The 15,050-nt window shown below is 55.0% G+C and carries 11 protein-coding genes, 1 tRNA gene and 1 pseudogene; 6 read left to right on the top strand and 7 right to left on the bottom strand.

The window, feature by feature from the left end:
• Positions 1 to 202: 202 nt before the first annotated feature.
• Both AC007G_RS05820 and AC007G_RS05815 read left to right on the top strand, forming a co-directional pair.
• The gene (locus AC007G_RS05820; protein WP_142629892.1) at positions 203 to 1,840 is read left to right on the top strand and encodes an ATP-binding protein; all 1,638 of its coding nucleotides are present in this window, start codon (positions 203 to 205) and stop codon (positions 1,838 to 1,840) included.
• On the top strand, positions 1,830 to 2,522 hold the full coding sequence (locus tag AC007G_RS05815) for a response regulator (RefSeq protein WP_032690742.1): 693 nt from the start codon (positions 1,830 to 1,832) through the stop codon (positions 2,520 to 2,522). Before AC007G_RS05820 ends, AC007G_RS05815 begins: the two co-directional genes overlap by 11 nt.
• A 46-nt stretch (positions 2,523 to 2,568) precedes the next feature.
• On the opposite strand, the gene AC007G_RS05810 is transcribed toward AC007G_RS05815, so the two are convergent.
• Positions 2,569 to 4,725, bottom strand: coding sequence for an ornithine decarboxylase (locus AC007G_RS05810; RefSeq protein WP_032690740.1), 2,157 nt, complete (start codon positions 4,723 to 4,725; stop codon positions 2,569 to 2,571).
• A 436-nt stretch (positions 4,726 to 5,161) separates the two neighbouring features.
• Between AC007G_RS05810 and AC007G_RS05805 the strand changes: the two genes are divergently transcribed.
• Both AC007G_RS05805 and AC007G_RS05800 read left to right on the top strand, forming a co-directional pair.
• On the top strand, positions 5,162 to 5,875 hold the full coding sequence (locus AC007G_RS05805) for a DUF554 domain-containing protein (protein ID WP_032690739.1): 714 nt from the start codon (positions 5,162 to 5,164) through the stop codon (positions 5,873 to 5,875).
• Positions 5,876 to 5,980: 105 nt separating this feature from the next.
• Positions 5,981 to 6,056: transfer RNA gene (locus tag AC007G_RS05800), tRNA-Phe, on the top strand.
• Positions 6,057 to 6,583: 527 nt separating this feature from the next.
• Here AC007G_RS05800 and AC007G_RS05795 read toward each other — a convergent pair.
• The gene (locus tag AC007G_RS05795) at positions 6,584 to 7,033 is read right to left on the bottom strand and encodes an alpha-amylase family glycosyl hydrolase (protein WP_447121636.1); all 450 of its coding nucleotides are present in this window, start codon (positions 7,031 to 7,033) and stop codon (positions 6,584 to 6,586) included.
• Positions 7,034 to 7,043: 10 nt separating this feature from the next.
• Here AC007G_RS05795 and AC007G_RS05790 point away from each other — a divergent pair.
• Positions 7,044 to 7,508, top strand: a pseudogene (locus AC007G_RS05790) (iron-containing redox enzyme family protein); the annotation flags it as partial.
• On the opposite strand, the gene AC007G_RS05785 reads toward AC007G_RS05790, so the two are convergent.
• Positions 7,509 to 8,087 (bottom strand): TetR/AcrR family transcriptional regulator, encoded by a 579-nt coding sequence (locus AC007G_RS05785; protein ID WP_094898464.1) that lies wholly within the window; start codon positions 8,085 to 8,087, stop codon positions 7,509 to 7,511. It lies immediately after the preceding pseudogene.
• A gap of 864 nt (positions 8,088 to 8,951) precedes the next feature.
• Between AC007G_RS05785 and AC007G_RS05780 the strand changes: the two genes are divergently transcribed.
• A complete protein-coding gene (locus AC007G_RS05780; protein ID WP_132467412.1) occupies positions 8,952 to 9,437 on the top strand; it encodes a GNAT family N-acetyltransferase in 486 nt (161 codons plus the stop codon).
• A gap of 636 nt (positions 9,438 to 10,073) precedes the next feature.
• On the opposite strand, the gene AC007G_RS05775 is transcribed toward AC007G_RS05780, so the two are convergent.
• Genes AC007G_RS05775 through AC007G_RS05760 form a run of 4 tightly spaced genes read right to left on the bottom strand, consistent with a single transcriptional unit; the run spans position 10,074 to position 14,973 of the window.
• Complete coding sequence (locus AC007G_RS05775; protein WP_136893864.1) at positions 10,074 to 10,631, bottom strand: DJ-1/PfpI family protein; 558 nt, start codon at positions 10,629 to 10,631, stop codon at positions 10,074 to 10,076.
• Between the two features lie 22 nt (positions 10,632 to 10,653).
• Positions 10,654 to 11,844, bottom strand: coding sequence for a glycoside hydrolase family 88 protein (locus AC007G_RS05770; protein WP_142629894.1), 1,191 nt, complete (start codon positions 11,842 to 11,844; stop codon positions 10,654 to 10,656).
• Positions 11,845 to 11,857: 13 nt separating this feature from the next.
• Positions 11,858 to 13,138 carry an oligosaccharide MFS transporter gene (locus AC007G_RS05765; RefSeq protein ID WP_032698786.1) on the bottom strand — a complete coding sequence of 427 codons (1,281 nt, stop codon included), beginning with the start codon at positions 13,136 to 13,138 and terminating at the stop codon, positions 11,858 to 11,860.
• Positions 13,135 to 14,973, bottom strand: a complete 1,839-nt coding sequence (locus tag AC007G_RS05760; RefSeq protein ID WP_335289766.1) for a DUF2264 domain-containing protein — start codon at positions 14,971 to 14,973, stop codon at positions 13,135 to 13,137. The genes AC007G_RS05765 and AC007G_RS05760 overlap by 4 nt, the downstream gene beginning before the upstream one ends.
• Between the last annotated feature and the right edge of the window lie 77 nt (positions 14,974 to 15,050).

The following is a 15,050-nucleotide window of genomic DNA, read 5'->3' as shown; positions in this document are numbered from 1 at the left end:
ATTAGCGTGGTTTTTATGGTTTATTTTCTAAAACGAACAAACAAATAACATTTATTAACCTAAATTTAAGATCTGTGGCGACAGCAATATTTTTCTCATGCAGAGCGCTTGTGCAAAGGATCACAAGTTTCCGGCAAAGCAGATGTCAGCCGGAAAAAAGATGATATATTAGCCACTTCCCTTGATACCCAGCGTGATAGCGATGAAAGTTTCATTTCAAATAAAGCTGTTCATTTCACTGACGGCCTTTTTCTCAGTGCTCTTCGTGCTGTTAGGAGGCTATTATTATATTGATGTCGAAAAACAGCTGTATATGGAAATGAGCACGCGGGCAAAAATACAAGCAGAAGAGATCGCCATCATCCCTGTATTACGTGAAAATGTCGCCCGCAAGGATATTAGCGCAATCACTAATTTTATGCATAAAATAGCGGCGCGCAGTGATGCCAGTTTTATTGTCGTCGGCGATAATCAGGGCCGTCATTTGTTTCATTCGGCCTTCGCCGACCGGGTCGGCACTCTGCTCGTCGGCGGTGATAATGAGGAGGTGCTGAAGGGCAAAACCACCACCACCATTCGCCAGGGGGGTTTAGGGATTTCCCTACGCAGCAAAGCACCAATCTTCAGCGATGACGGTCAGGTGGTGGGGATTGTCTCCGTGGGCTACCTCACCAGCTACCTCGACACCATTACCGTCAGTAAAGCCGTCAATATTCTGCTCGCTGCCATTTTGCTGCTCGTTGCCCTGTTCGTGTTCTCGTGGTTTTTTACCCGCAGCATTAAGAAGCAGATTTTCTCGCTGGAGCCGCGTGAAATCGGCCTGCTGGTGCGCCAGCAAAAAGCGATGATGGAGTCGATCTACGAAGGGGTGATCGCTATCGATGACCATCTGCGGATCGAGGTGATCAACCAGGCTGCGCGGAAGCTGCTGGGCCTGAACCAGCCCGCCCGACAGCTGCGCGGACAGCCGATCGGCCAGGTGATCGCCCCCGTCCCTTTCTTCTCACCGCAAACGATGCTGCAACGGGACACGCATGATGAGATCTGTCGGTTCAACGATCTGACGGTGATCGCCAGCCGCGTACGGATCATGCTGGAGGATTCGCTGCAGGGCTGGGTGATAACCTTCCGCGATCGCAATGAGATAGACACCCTCAGCGCTCAGCTCAGCCAGGTGAAACGCTACGTCGACAATCTGCGCATCATGCGCCATGAGCAGCTCAACCGCATGACCACGCTCTCCGGCCTGCTGCATATGGGGCGTTATGAGGAAGCCATTGGCTATATTCAGGCCCAGTCAGAACACGCCCAGGAGCTGCTGGACTTTATCTCGTCGCGCTTTCATTCGCCAACGCTGTGCGGTCTGCTGTTAGGCAAGGCCTCCCGCGCCCGCGAAAAAGGGGTGCAACTCAGCTTCGATCCGGCCTGCCGGATGGCGAGCCCCTTCGCTCCGCTTGCCGAAGCAGAGCTGATTTCGATTATCGGCAACCTGCTGGATAACGCCATTGAAGCGACGCAGCGCGCGCCGCTGCCGCACGAGGCGGTAGAGGTGCTGATTAAGCTCAACACCCGTGAGCTGATTATTGAAGTCGCCGACCGCGGCGTCGGCATTACACCGGCCTTGCGCGAGAGGATATTTGAGCGCGGCATCACCACCAAAACCTGCGGCGACCACGGTATCGGACTGTACCTGATCGACAGCTATGTCAGCCAGGCTGGCGGAACGATCGAGGTCGCCGACAATATGCCCCGCGGCGCGATTTTTTCACTGTTTATTCCCGCCACGGGAAGCGCCTGGCGCCCGGAACAGGAACTGGAAGAGACCGACTATGCAACATGAACTTATCGATGTACTGATCGTGGAAGACGAGCACGCGTTGGCGCAGCTGCATGCGGAGCTGATTGGCAAACATCCGGGCCTGCGGCTGGTGGGCATTGCGTCATCCCTGGCCGACGCGCAGACGCAAATTGAGAGTAAGCGGCCGCAGCTGGTGCTGCTGGATAATTACCTGCCGGACGGGAAAGGCATTACGCTTATCGGTAATGCGCTGCTGGCACGTACCCCCTGTTCTGTCATTTTTATCACCGCCGCCAGCGATATGGATACCTGTAGCCTGGCGATCCGCAACGGCGCGTTCGACTACATCCTCAAGCCGGTATCGTGGAAGCGTCTTAACCAGTCACTTGAGCGCTTTATGCAGTTCGCTGAACAGCAGCGGGTGTGGAAGATCGTCGATCAGCAAAACGTGGATTCCCTGTATCAACTGCAGGCGAAAAACTACCGTCAGGATAACGGCAGCAAAGGCATAGAGGGGAATACGCTGGCGCGGGTACAAAATCTCTTTAGCCACCATACGCTGCGCTGCTTTTCGGTGGACGAAGTCGCGAGCGCGACGGGACTGAGCAAAACCACCGCCCGCCGCTATCTGGAACACTGCGTGGAGAGCGGTTTTCTCAGCGTGGAGATGCAATACGGTAAGATTGGCCATCCGCGCAGAATGTACCGACATAGCGCGGGCTGAGCCACCGCATCCCCTCTCCCGACACACTGCGGGAGAGGGGTCGCTATTAAGAAAGGCGCATAGCCGCCTGGTTCAGCACATAGCCGTACAGCCGCTTGATGCCGTCAGAATCCGTTTCGCTATATACCCCCTGCAGCTCGGGTGAAAAACCGGGCAGCATGTTGACGCCCTCTTCCAGCGCCAGGAAATAGCGCAGTACCGCCCCGCCCCAAACTTCTCCCGGTACCACGCACAGCACGCCCGGCGGATACGGCAGCGCCCCTTCCGCGGCGACCCGGCCTTCGGCCTCGCTTAACCGCACCAGCTCAACGTTGCCGCGAATAAACTCGCGGTTTGCATCCTGGGGGTTCATCACCACGCGCGGGAAGCTCTGCTTGCGGAACATCTCTTTTTGCAGATCCTTCACGTCAAAGCTGACATACAGATCATGCATCTCCTGGCACAGCTCGCGGAGGGTATAATCGCGATAGCGAACCGGATATTTGTTATAGATAGTCGGCAGTACATCGGCCAGCGGCGTGTCGGCTTCGATATGCTGTTCAAACTGCTCCAGCATCGCCACCAGGCGGGCCATTTTTTCCGCACTCTCGGCCGGCGTGAGCAGGAACAGGATCGAATTCAGGTCGCACTTCTCCGGCACAATGCCGTTCTCACGCAGGTAGTGCGCCAGAATGGTCGCCGGAATACCGAACCCGGTATATTCGCCGCTTTCGGCGTCAATACCCGGGGTAGTCAGCAATAGCTTACAGGGATCGACAAAGTACTGCTCGCTGGCATAACCCGCGAAACCGTGCCAGCTGGCGCCCGGTTCAAAGCTGAAGAAACGCCGCTCGCGGGCAATCGTCTCGGTAGGATAATCCTGCCATGGGCGACCCGCCACAGCCGGCGGAATAAACGGCTGTATCATTTTGCAGCGGGCGATAATCGCCTTGCGCGCTTCAATGCCCTGCACCACGCACTCTGCCCACAGCCGGCGACCGCTCTCTCCTTCATGGATTTTGGCGTTCACATCCAGCGCCGCAAACAGCGGGTAAAACGGACTGGTGGAGGCATGTAGCATAAAGGCGTTATTCAGCCGCTTATGCGGGCAGAATCGCGCCTGGCCGCGCAGGTGATTATCTTTTTTGTGGATCTGCGACGTTTGCGAGAACCCCGCCTGCTGCTTATGCACCGATTGGGTTACAAAAATGCCCGGATCGTTTTCATTCAATTCCAGCAGCAGCGGGGAGCAGTCGGCCATCATCGGAATAAACTGTTCATAGCCTACCCACGCGGAATCAAACAGAATGTAGTCGCACAGGCCGCCGATTTTATCCACCACCTGACGGGCGTTGTAGACCGTCCCGTCGTAGGTGCCCAGCTGAATGACCGCCAGACGGAACGGACGTGGCGCGTCGGCTTTTTCCGGCGCCACTTCCCGAATCAGATTACGCAGGTAGTGTTCATCAAAGCAGTGGTCATCGATGCCGCCGATAAAGCCAAACGGATTTCGCGACGCTTCGAGATAGACCGGCGTGGCCCCCGCCTGAATCAGCGCGCCGTGGTGGTTGGATTTATGGTTATTGCGGTCGAACAACACCAGGTCACCGCGCGTCAGCAGCGCGTTGCTGACCACTTTATTCGCCGCCGAGGTGCCGTTGAGGACAAAATAGGTTTTGTCGGCATTGAAAACCTTCGCCGCGAACTTCTGCGCATGCTTCGCCGAGCCTTCGTGGATCAGCAGATCCCCAAGCTTCACATCGGCATTGCACATATCGGCGCGAAAGACGTTTTCGCCAAAGAAGTCAAAAAACTGGCGGCCCGCCGGGTGTTTTTTAAAGAAAGCACCGTGCTGATGCCCCGGACAGGCAAAGGTGCTGTTGTCCATCTCGACGTACTGCGTCAGGGTATTGAAGAACGGCGGGAGCAGGTTCTCTTCATAGCTGCAGGCAGCGGCTTCCAGTTCGAGCCACTCCTGCTCCTTCCCGCCGATGATCGCCGTCACGCCGTCTGGCTTTGCCATGTCGCTATCGGTCAGCAGATAGACCGGCAGGTTAAAGCCGCTGCGTTTAAGCAGAGAGAGGATGCCGCTGCGGCTGTCCGCTGCGGTAATGACGACTGCCGCCACATCGGTAAAATCAGTACTGTCCAGCGCCACCACGCGACGGTGGGTAGAGAGATGAGAGACCAGCGCGTGGCTGGCGGCAATGTGCATTGATTTCATTAGCGCGAATACCCGTTTCCGGAGAGTAAAAGGCTTCAGGCAAGGCGTTGATGCCTTGCCCAACGAAATGTCAGGGTCCGACTGGATTCCAGCTCCGACCGCCAGACATCAGTAAAAGCAGACCGGGTCCGATCTTACTGTTGTCCTGCAGTGAGCATGCGCTGCCTTCACCGCATGGGGGGCAGGGAATCAGAATGCAGAGTAGCAAGATGAGACGGCTTACGCATCTGCGCGCAGCGGCAATGATGATGTACGGATGGGGTGATCATCGGCGGCCTCATCGCTGAAGAGAAGAAAATTCGCGCAATAATGTCACCTTTGACATACCTGCGCAAGATGAAATCTGTATGCAAACTGGCGACGTATTTGCAGGTCTTTACCCTGCTTTCGGGTCATAATGATGCCGTTGTCAGGGATAATGAACAGGAGCACTGCTATGGTGACAGGACCTTTTATTAATGCCGGCGCGGTCCTTTTAGGCGGCGTACTGGGCGCGCTGTTAAGCCAACGATTGCCGGAGCGAATTCGGACATCGATGACCTCTATTTTCGGTCTGGCCTCATTGGGAATTGGTATTCTGCTGGTAGTGAAATGCGCCAACCTGCCGGTGATGGTGCTCTCCACGCTGGTCGGCACTCTGCTTGGCGAAGCCTGCAATATGGAAAAAGGCATCAATACTCTGGTCAGCAAGCTTCAGCAGTGGCTCACGCCAGCGGGCAAAAAAAAGGCGCAGTTGAATACGTCGTTTATTCAGAGCTATGTCGCCATTATTGTCCTGTTCTGCGCCAGCGGTACCGGGATTTTCGGCGCCATGCGCGAAGGGATGACCGGCGATGCCAGCATTCTGATCGCCAAAGCCTTTCTCGACTTTTTCACCGCCACGATTTTCGCCTGCACGCTGGGATTTGCCGTTTCAGCTATTTGCGTCCCGATGCTGCTCATCCAGCTCACGCTGGCGGCCTGTGCATCGCTGATCATGCCGCTCACCACGCCGATGATGATGGCCGATTTCAGCGCCGTCGGCGGCATGCTGCTGCTGGCGACTGGCCTGCGTATCTGCGGAATTAAGATGTTTGCGGTGGTTAACATGCTACCAGCCCTGCTCCTGGCGATGCCGATTTCAGCGGCCTGGACGCTTTTTTTCACCTGAAAACGGGTGCTTTTAATTCAAACTGGTGATAGATTGTGCAGTCTGCATCGATTTAAATAAATTTCGTTGACGAAGCGAGGCGAATCGGTTTTAATGCGCCCCGTTGCCCGGATAGCTCAGTCGGTAGAGCAGGGGATTGAAAATCCCCGTGTCCTTGGTTCGATTCCGAGTCCGGGCACCACTTATTTAAAGAAACCAGCCTGATGGCTGGTTTTTTGCTTTCTGCAGCACGGACTCTTCATCGAACTTCGTTCGATTATTCGCGGCGCGCCGCTCACCCCTTCGGGGCCAGCGCGACAAGCGCGCTGTTCAACGCCTGCGGCGTTAGTCCGAGTCCGGGCACCACTTATTTAAAGAAACCAGCCTGAAGGCTGGTTTTTTGCTTTCTGCAACACGGACTCTTCATCGAACTTCGTTCGATTATTCGCGGCACGCCGCTCACCCCTCCGGGGCCAGCGCGACAAGCGCGCTGTTCAACGCCTGCGGCGTTAGTCCGAGTCCGGGCACCACTTATTTAAAGAAACCAGCCTAAGGGCTGGTTTTTTGCTTTCTGCAACACGGACTCTTCATCGAACTTCGTTCGATTATTCGAGGCACGCCGCACGCCGCTCACCCCTTCGGGGCCAGCGCGACAAGCGCGCTGTTCAACGCCCCAGCGGGCCCTCCCGAATCATTTGTGATGCGTAAATGAATGCCCCGCTCTCCTGATTAATGCAGTTTATACACGCCCGCCTGCCATGGGCTTAAGGCGATAGAGGTACTTCCCTGCGGCGTATCGTTATGCTGATTAGTCTCGATAACAACCTGCTCGATGGCATCACTGGACGGCAGGAGATAGCGAACAGGCTGCTCTTTAAAGTTCACTACGACCAGATAGCGCTCCCTGCCCAGGATTCGCGTACAGGCATAGACAGTATTATCCTGGGCATTGAGATCCTGATAGGCGCCATACACCAGCGCCGGAATTTTATGACGCAGCTGAATCATTTTTTTATAGTCATTCAGCACCGAATCTCCCTGGGCCGACTCGCGCTCGGCATTGATTTGCACATAGTTTGGATTGATGTGAAACCAGGGCTTGCCGCTAGTGAAACCAGCGTTAGGACCATCATTCCACTGGAAAGGGGTTCTGCTGTTATCGCAGCTGGTCAGGCGCACGTTATCGAGGAACAATGAAATCACGCACGTCAATCTGTATAAGGATTTACTGAAGCGTCGGGATATTGCCTTACCCGATAATCATTTTACCCATCTGTATGACTGGCAAGGGCTTGCGGGATATAACGCTTTCATGCCTGGCGGCGTGAACCGGCAGCACTACTACAAATCGCCTGGCGTGATGGCGATGACTGAATTACTCGATCCCCCCCAGTATCAAAAACTGGTCGCCGGTTGCCTGCGTATTGGCATGACAGAACGCGATGTGCATTATTATGCTGAACACATCACGGTTGATATCGGGCACGCCGATGGATGGCTGAATAACGTTATCGTACCGACAGGTAAAAGACATCCGGCAGCGATGGAGGAAGTGTACTTCGGCGCCGCGCTGCGACTGCAAACCTGCAACGATTACTACGATCGCCTGCTGGAGACGTTACGCGCACTTGAAATACCCAACACGGTACGATGATCAGAGCGTCCCGCCTTCGGAATAAATAAGAGCTTTCGCCGCACTCCAGGCCGTCATTCCCGGGGGGATCTCCCGGCACTCAGATGACTCAGCCTGCTGGGCGGCGATTGCGCCATCGATCAGCATGACCATCATCATCGCCACCCGTTCCGCCGGCTCCGGTTTTAATACGCTCACCAGAATGTCGCGAAAAAACTGGTAAAGGCGTGATTTAAACGTCGAGCAGGTCATCCGGATGGACTGGGAAGAAGTGCCATATTCGAAGAGTGCGCGGGTGAACATGCAGCCATGAAAATCCTCGCACTTAAACCAGTTGTTGTAGTATTCAAAGACGGCAAACAGCTTCTCCCGCGCCGAGGATTTATCCGCAATAATGTTCTGCAGATCCTGCATAAACTCGTATTCTTTCAGCTGTAAAATAGCGAGGATGAGCGCTTCTTTATCCGGATAGTAGCGGTAGAACGTCATTTTAGAGATGCCCGCATTTTCCGAAATTCGGTCGATGCTTGGCGACAGGTACCCTTCCCGGTTAAACAGGGACATGGAATGACGGATAATTTCCGCTTGTTTTGGCTTCATACGTCGTTTTCCTGTTAAAGGATGCAATATTAGCTTTATACTGAAAATCTTAAGCGATAAACATTCAATTGATACACTGCTTTGCACTGCGCAAAGACAGGAGGCGGCAAGTAACCACGCCGCCGCAGTCTCTGACCCCAACCTCTCCCCGCGTTAATGAAGCATTCATCGACGAAAAACACGTTGCCGAATGCCTGCACCCGATGCAAAAAGAGCACAGGTACTCAGCCATCTCCCCGCAGTCGCGCTTGCGCTGTGCGCCCGTTCCTGGACTGTTGTCACGGTACTGCTTTGCTCAACAACGAGATAAATTCTGACGTCTGCAACACGAACCGCATCCCCCTACCGACAAGATGATGAGCAAAGAGGGCTTCCCGCAGGCAAAGGGAAACGATGCGCCCTGATTTCGCACCTCACTCAACCAACCGTCAGCTCTATGACCTTAACTGCAAAGGTATGCCGTTCCGGGGGGAGAATCCCCTGCTGTTTCATAGCCGGTATCAGAATCTCACTGCGCTCAATCTGCGCACAATTCACCGGAGAAAAACCGCGGCGTTAACAGCATAAAATATCGTCAATGGAAATATAATACCTCAACGCCAAACATAATTATAATGATTCTCTCTTTACCAGGCTAATTGTTCATCTTCAGCTGAATCCGCCCGACCCGTTTCGACACAAGATTGATCCTTCTCACGCTATTATTTTAACGGCCGTCAACGGTTTTGCTGACCCGTTCCTTCCGGTATTCCCCGGAGGGGAATAAATCAGACGAAAAGATGACGCTGTAATTGACCTATTCTAATACAATAATTAGAATATTTTCGCACATCCACTTTCAGTGTTTGTTGAGGGATAATACCGATGAATATAAAGGGGTTAAAACATAGAGCAGTAACAGAGGAAGACATTGCCATAATATGCAACTTTATCAAAAACCCCACAGAACTATTCTATTTCTTCCCAAAAGCAGAGTTCCCTCTTACCGTCTCTCAATTGCGAGAAGCGATTACCCAGCGCCAGGACTCAACCGTTTTTGTTATTAATGAAGTCCCCGTAGGTTTTGCAAATGTCTACCGCTGGGAACAGGGAGGGTGCTGTTCTATAGGAAACGTAATTATTTCTCCTGAGTTCCGAGGACAGGGAGTATGCCGCTATCTAATAGCGACAATGTGTTCAATTGCTCGCGAGAAGTATCAGGCATCAGAGATTGCCGTCTCCTGTTTTAATCAAAATACAAGCGGGTTACTGGTTTACACGGCTCTTGGATTCACACCTTCCGCAATTGAAAAAAGAAAGGATAAATCAGGGAATAATGTGGCACTGATTCATCTCCACTTGACTGTATAAACTATTCGCCGCGCCAGCTCCCACCGAAGACAGGCATGCCGATGAATAGCTGAAAGCCCCGAAGAAACCCAAAGCTACTGACTCTGCTTTATTTAAAAAACACCACCTCTAAAATTATATCACTGGCCCTTGAAATCCCCACTCACCACTCTGAAACTAAAACAATAAACATTAAAAATAAAACCCCATCTAAAACAAAATCCTTATAGCAATAAAAATCATAACCAGGAAAGACACCTTCACCATTACAGAACCAGATTTATGTTTTCCGACAGCGGATTATTTGAACATCGGTAAAAGAAGTGATTTTCAGCTCTGCCATATGCGAAGCCATGACTAACGGAGAAGTCTATGGGCTGACAAGATTTTCTCGCCCATGTATGACTGATGCGGACCTGGCGTGATCGAATGACGTAACCCAACCTCAGAGGCAGAGAAAACATCGATGCGGCGATACCTCTGGTACCGGGCTCTGCCTACCCCCTGGCGAGCATGACCCTTTCCTGGCAATAACCTGTCTGGCCGCGATGGGGGGCGGATACAAACGACGGGCCTTATCGCTAAAGCCCGGGACATCTGCCCGGGCCAGTTTTTGCTTACCTCAGCGCGCCTGATAACCGGCGACCGCCCCCTGCGCTACCAGCGGTAATAGATATGCTCCGCATGCTCACGGGCCGCCGCCTCATCGCCCTGCAGACGCGCCGCCACCGTCAAGGAAAAATCAAACACCTTCCCGAGCCCCCGACCGCTAATCAGATTGCCGTCCTCCACCACATCGGCGTCAACATATACGCCGTCGGTCACCTGCCGCCAGAGCTCGCCGGAACAGACATAGCGGCGGCCTTTCAGCAGACCGTTGCCCCCCAGCACGCGCGCCGCGGCGGAACAAATCGGACACAGGTATTTACCCAGCTCATCGTGGCGGCGTACAAAGGCGATCACCTGCTCGCTTTGGGCCAGAAAGACGCTCCCTTCAGGCCCGCCCGGCAGGACCACCGCGTCAAAAGTCTGCTCCATGCTTTCCGCCAGCGTACTGTCCGCCATCATCGGAATAGCGTGATAGCTAACCACCTCGCGCGTCTGCGCGCAGGCAATCGTCTGCACGTGGATCTTCAAGCGCCGTAAAACATCGATTGCGACAATCGCTTCCCCTTCTTCGAAGCCCGGGGCCAATAAGACCGCTACCGTTTTCATGTTCTCTCTCTCCATTTCGCCATTACCACCACGAGTACCAGGTCTGGCGCAGACGTATCAGTGCTTCAAGATAGAAGTAGTCACCCCAGCTGCAGCACTGATCCACCCCTTTTCCACTGCCCATGTGATAAACCGAGTGCTTGAGCAGCCCTTCGGTCGGGTCATCGTCGGTCGCCAGATAGTTATCGGTCAGCGACTGGACGATACGCAACGCCATCTCCTCGTAATGCAGGCGATGCTGATCGAGCGCCGGCAGCGCATTGACCAGCTCCAGCAGACCGCAGGCGGTAATCGCCGCCGCCGAGCTGTCGCGTACCGCGTCGGTACCGAGCAAGGCCAGATCCCAGTGGCACACATCATCTTCCGGCAGGCGGTTGAGGAAGTAGTGGGCCAGGCTGCGCGACAGCTCCACCATACTTTTATCACCGGTATAGCGATAGCTGAGCAGGAAGCCGTAGATGCCCCATGCCTGGCCGCGGGACCAGCAGGAGGTGTCGCTATAGCCCTGATGGGTGTTGCCAAAACGCGGCTCGCCGCTGTTCACGTCAATGTAGTAGGTATGGTAGGTCGAGGCGTCTTCACGCACGATATAGCGCGCCGCCTGTTGCGCATGAGCCGTGGCCGCCTGCGCATAGCGCGGGTCCCCGGTCTGCTCGCTGGCCCAGTAGAGCAGCGGCAGATTCATATTGCAGTCGATGATCATCCGCCCCTGCTGTTCCGGGTCGTTCAGATCCCCCCAGGCCTGAATAATTCTGGCCGTCGGGTTGAAGCGCTCCATCAGCGTTTCCGCGGCCAGCAGCGCGCTCTGGCGGGCGGCCTCATTGCCGGTGAGTCGCCATGCGCTGACGCAGGAGAGTGTATAGAGAAACCCCAGATCGTGGGTCGCCGTATCGATACGCTCCTCGATGCGCCGGGCAAAAGAGGGCAGATAGCGCTCTGCCGCCTCGCGATAGGCGGGATTACCGCTCATTTCCCACGCCAGCCACAGCTGACCCGGCCAGAAGCTGGTCGTCCACTCGACGTTTTCAGAACGCGGCCAGATGCCGTTTTCACAGGCCTCGCCCGGGAATTTATCGCCAAAAGCGACAATGTTTTTATCGAGCTTGCGGGTCACGCGGGCCAGCGCATCATCGAGCTTCTGGCGCAGCGCCAGCCGGTCGACCTGATACAGCTCGACGGGGCGGAGGGCTTCGGTAATCACCTTTTTGGACATAACAACTCCTGAATTAATGTTTGGCCGGTTCAACCGGGGTGGCGTCCAGCGCCGGGGAAAAAGGTCGCGATGCGTCCCACGTCGAGCGACAGCGCGAGAGCGTAAAAGCGGAGATAAGGGTAAACAGCAGAGCGCAGCTGCCCATCAGCAGATAAGTATGCTCAAAGCCGATTTTGTCGTAGAGGTAGCCCGCCGGCGGCGCCACCACAATAGAACCGACGTAGATCATCGCCTGATAGCCCAGCAGGTACATCGTGGCGTTGACTCTGCGGTCAAAGTGCTCGGCGATGTATTTAAAGACCGAAATCAGCAACAGCGCGATTTCGACGCCATAAAACGGTTTGATAATCGAGATGATCACCGGATCGCTGGTCAAGCCTGAGGCGATCAGCCTGGCCCCGACAACGCAGCCGCAGAACAGCAGCCCCCGCTTTGCGCCGTAGTGATTCACCAGTAGCGGAATGAACATCATCATCACGAATTCCATACCGGACTGCACGGTGCTGAGATAGCCGTACCAGGCATTCCCCTGCTCTTTGGTGGCAAAAAAGGAGACGAAGTAGCGCGGAAACTGCTGCTCAGCAATAAACATCATCCATGCGACACCGGCGACATACAGGCTGAACATCCAGAATTTACGGCTTTTCAGTAACTGCATCACGTCGCTAAAAACGATTTTGTTCGCCGAAATCACGCTGTTGTTACGCAACTGCTCATCGCCGATCTTCAGGCTGATTAATACCAGCAGCATCAGGAGCGACGTGCTGCTGCTCAACAGAAAGTTGGCCAGCGGCGTGAAGTTGAACAGCAGCCCGGAAACGGAAGCGGCCATCGCCCAGCCGAGCGATCCCCACATGCGAATACGGCCGAACTCCAGGCCGTACAGCCGGCTAAAGCGATCGGCATACGATTCCGACGCTGCGACGCCCGCATACCAGCCAAGACTTAAATAGAGCGCGCCAAGGATGATGCCGATCGTCGTGTGGCTTTGCAGCAGAGGTTGATAGACGAAGGCAAAGAACGGCGCCATCAGGGCCGACACGGCGCAGACAAAATAGAGCAGCCATTTGCTCATGCCGATCTTGTCCATGATGTAGCCGTAAACCGGCTTCAGGATCACCGCGAACACGCCGTTGATGGCGAAAACGCTGCCGATGGTGATGCTATCGAGGCCGACTTTCTGGCTCAGCCACAGCGCATAGAGGCCAAAGCTTGAAGACCAGGTAAAAAAGTAGAGAAAGATAAAGGTGCTCATTTTGTACTGTGCGCCACGCACAGAGGATGAAGTGGTCATAGGACGTTCTCCGGGGACAGCGTAAGATGTTTTTCTTCCTGTGCCGTCACGAAGCGTACAGCATCATCGCTGATGAAGGCCTGTGGACAACCCTGCGGTGCAAAGGTGTCGGGATTCCCCGCCCAGACCGCACTTAACAACAGATGTGTTCCTGGTGCTAAATCACCGCGTAACACCGGAACCGCCGCGCGTTCGGCAAACAGCAGGTTGCTGTTAGGCGGCGTCAGTACCGCCTCGCCGCAGCGCCTTTGCGGGCTCAGGCAGAGAATGGCCGACGTATCGGCAGGGGTGATGATCCGGCAGCCGCCCTCCCCGTCCTGCACCTCAGGCAGGGGGCGGTTCGGCACGCTGAATCCCCCTTCGGCCGTATCAAGCGCGCGGGCCGTGCGGATACGATGTACGCGCAGCTGCCAGTCGCCCATCGCGATAAGCCAGGTCTCAATCGCCACATCGCGCCACGGCAGCCAGCGACTGTAAATCATGCCATCGGCAGTCGTCACCGCGTCACAGTCGCGCCGCCCGCGCCAGTAATCATCTTTCTCACAAAGCAGCAGCATGGAGTCAGGCGCAGCGTGGCTTAATCCATAGCGTCCGCGCTCAATCGTGAATCCGTAGCGCGTGGAGTAGGCAAACTTGCAATATTTCGCTTCGGTATTGACGAAGTTATTCCGCTCAAGCTGGCCGGAGGTGAGCATCCACAGATGATCGGTCTGATGCACCAGCACCTGATCGGCGTGCTTGATGCTGTGCTGCGCGGCGAGCGGCGGCAGCGGCAGCTCCGGCGCCAGCCAGAAGGGATCATCCTCACCCATCGCCAGAACCAGCATGGTTTTCAGGGCCCAGTAGGGAGAGCCCGGCGCATTGTAATCCTCGGCCATAATCAGATTCGGGTAGCTATAGCCCACGCTCAGCACGCCATCACGATCGAACAGCGGTTGCTTCAGCCACCAGCGGAGATGGCGCAGGACGATGCCCTTTATCACCCCCGGGGAGAATGCCTCCAGTCCGGCAAAAGCCGCCGCGCTCCAGAAGGCCGCCTGAGCAAAACGGTAAGTCAGGCTGCGACCAAACGGCACGGCCGCCCCGTCGTCGGCAAAAAAATGGATAAAGTCGGCGGAAAACAGCAGCGCCCGATGACGCAGTTCAGCACAGCGCTGCGGGTCGATATCGGCCATCAGCTTCGCGTAAATCAGCCCGTAGAAGTGGAAGCCCATCGAAATGTAATAGTCCCGCGGCCTGTCCGGGCCATCGGAATACCAGCCGTCGCCCAGGTAGTAGCGTTCCATGGCGTTAAAATGCGCTTCCCGCACCTGAGGATTGGTCGGCATCCCGGCGTGATGAAAACCGACCTGTACCAGAATGGGAAAGAAGTGCCAGTTATTGTCCGGGATCGCCTGCGCCTCGCTCTGCTGCAACCAGCGCCAGAGATGGGCTTTCTCCTGCTCGTTGAAATGCGTCAGCACGCTATCGCTCGCCAGCGCTAACAGCAGGCCGTAGGCGGCCATCTCCACGATGCGCTGATCGTAGGGGTTCACTTCTCCCCAGTAATCGGCATGCCGCGGGTTGGTTCCGTTTTTAATGGCCTGCAGGTAGAAAGAAAACTGTTGCGGCTCGCTGCCGCCTGCCAGCAGCGGCGTCACGCCCCATAGCAGGCGCGAGAAGGTTTCCATACTCGCCACGCGTTGCCCGTAATGGGCGGTGAAATTCGCCAGATCGACACGGCTGGCATCATTTTTAAAATTGGGCGACACGGCATTCAGCAGCTCATTGACCAGCTGCCGGAGGTCGTTGCCGGTTCTTAAAGGATTGGTCAGATGAATATTTTCAGGTTGCAAAAGGTCCTCCCGTCATGACACGAGAATTAGATAAGTTATTGTTATTTCGATTTTATAAAATTATTTATACGTCAACG

This window comes from Klebsiella sp. CSG-1 (genome assembly GCF_056521145.1).
The sequence above is the reverse complement of the archived record's forward strand: the minus strand, read 5'-3'. Positions and strand labels throughout refer to the sequence as shown.

Excerpts from the sequence above, each read along its gene's own strand:
- AC007G_RS05820 (WP_142629892.1), top strand. The coding sequence starts at position 203 with ATGAAAGTTTCATTTCAAATAAAGCTGTTCATTTCACTGACGGCCTTT.
- AC007G_RS05815 (WP_032690742.1), top strand. The coding sequence starts at position 1,830 with ATGCAACATGAACTTATCGATGTACTGATCGTGGAAGACGAGCACGCG.
- AC007G_RS05810 (WP_032690740.1), bottom strand. The coding sequence starts at position 4,725 with ATGAAATCAATGCACATTGCCGCCAGCCACGCGCTGGTCTCTCATCTC.
- AC007G_RS05805 (WP_032690739.1), top strand. The coding sequence starts at position 5,162 with ATGGTGACAGGACCTTTTATTAATGCCGGCGCGGTCCTTTTAGGCGGC.
- AC007G_RS05785 (WP_094898464.1), bottom strand. The coding sequence starts at position 8,087 with ATGAAGCCAAAACAAGCGGAAATTATCCGTCATTCCATGTCCCTGTTT.
- AC007G_RS05780 (WP_132467412.1), top strand. The coding sequence starts at position 8,952 with ATGAATATAAAGGGGTTAAAACATAGAGCAGTAACAGAGGAAGACATT.
- AC007G_RS05775 (WP_136893864.1), bottom strand. The coding sequence starts at position 10,631 with ATGAAAACGGTAGCGGTCTTATTGGCCCCGGGCTTCGAAGAAGGGGAA.
- AC007G_RS05770 (WP_142629894.1), bottom strand. The coding sequence starts at position 11,844 with ATGTCCAAAAAGGTGATTACCGAAGCCCTCCGCCCCGTCGAGCTGTAT.
- AC007G_RS05765 (WP_032698786.1), bottom strand. The coding sequence starts at position 13,138 with ATGACCACTTCATCCTCTGTGCGTGGCGCACAGTACAAAATGAGCACC.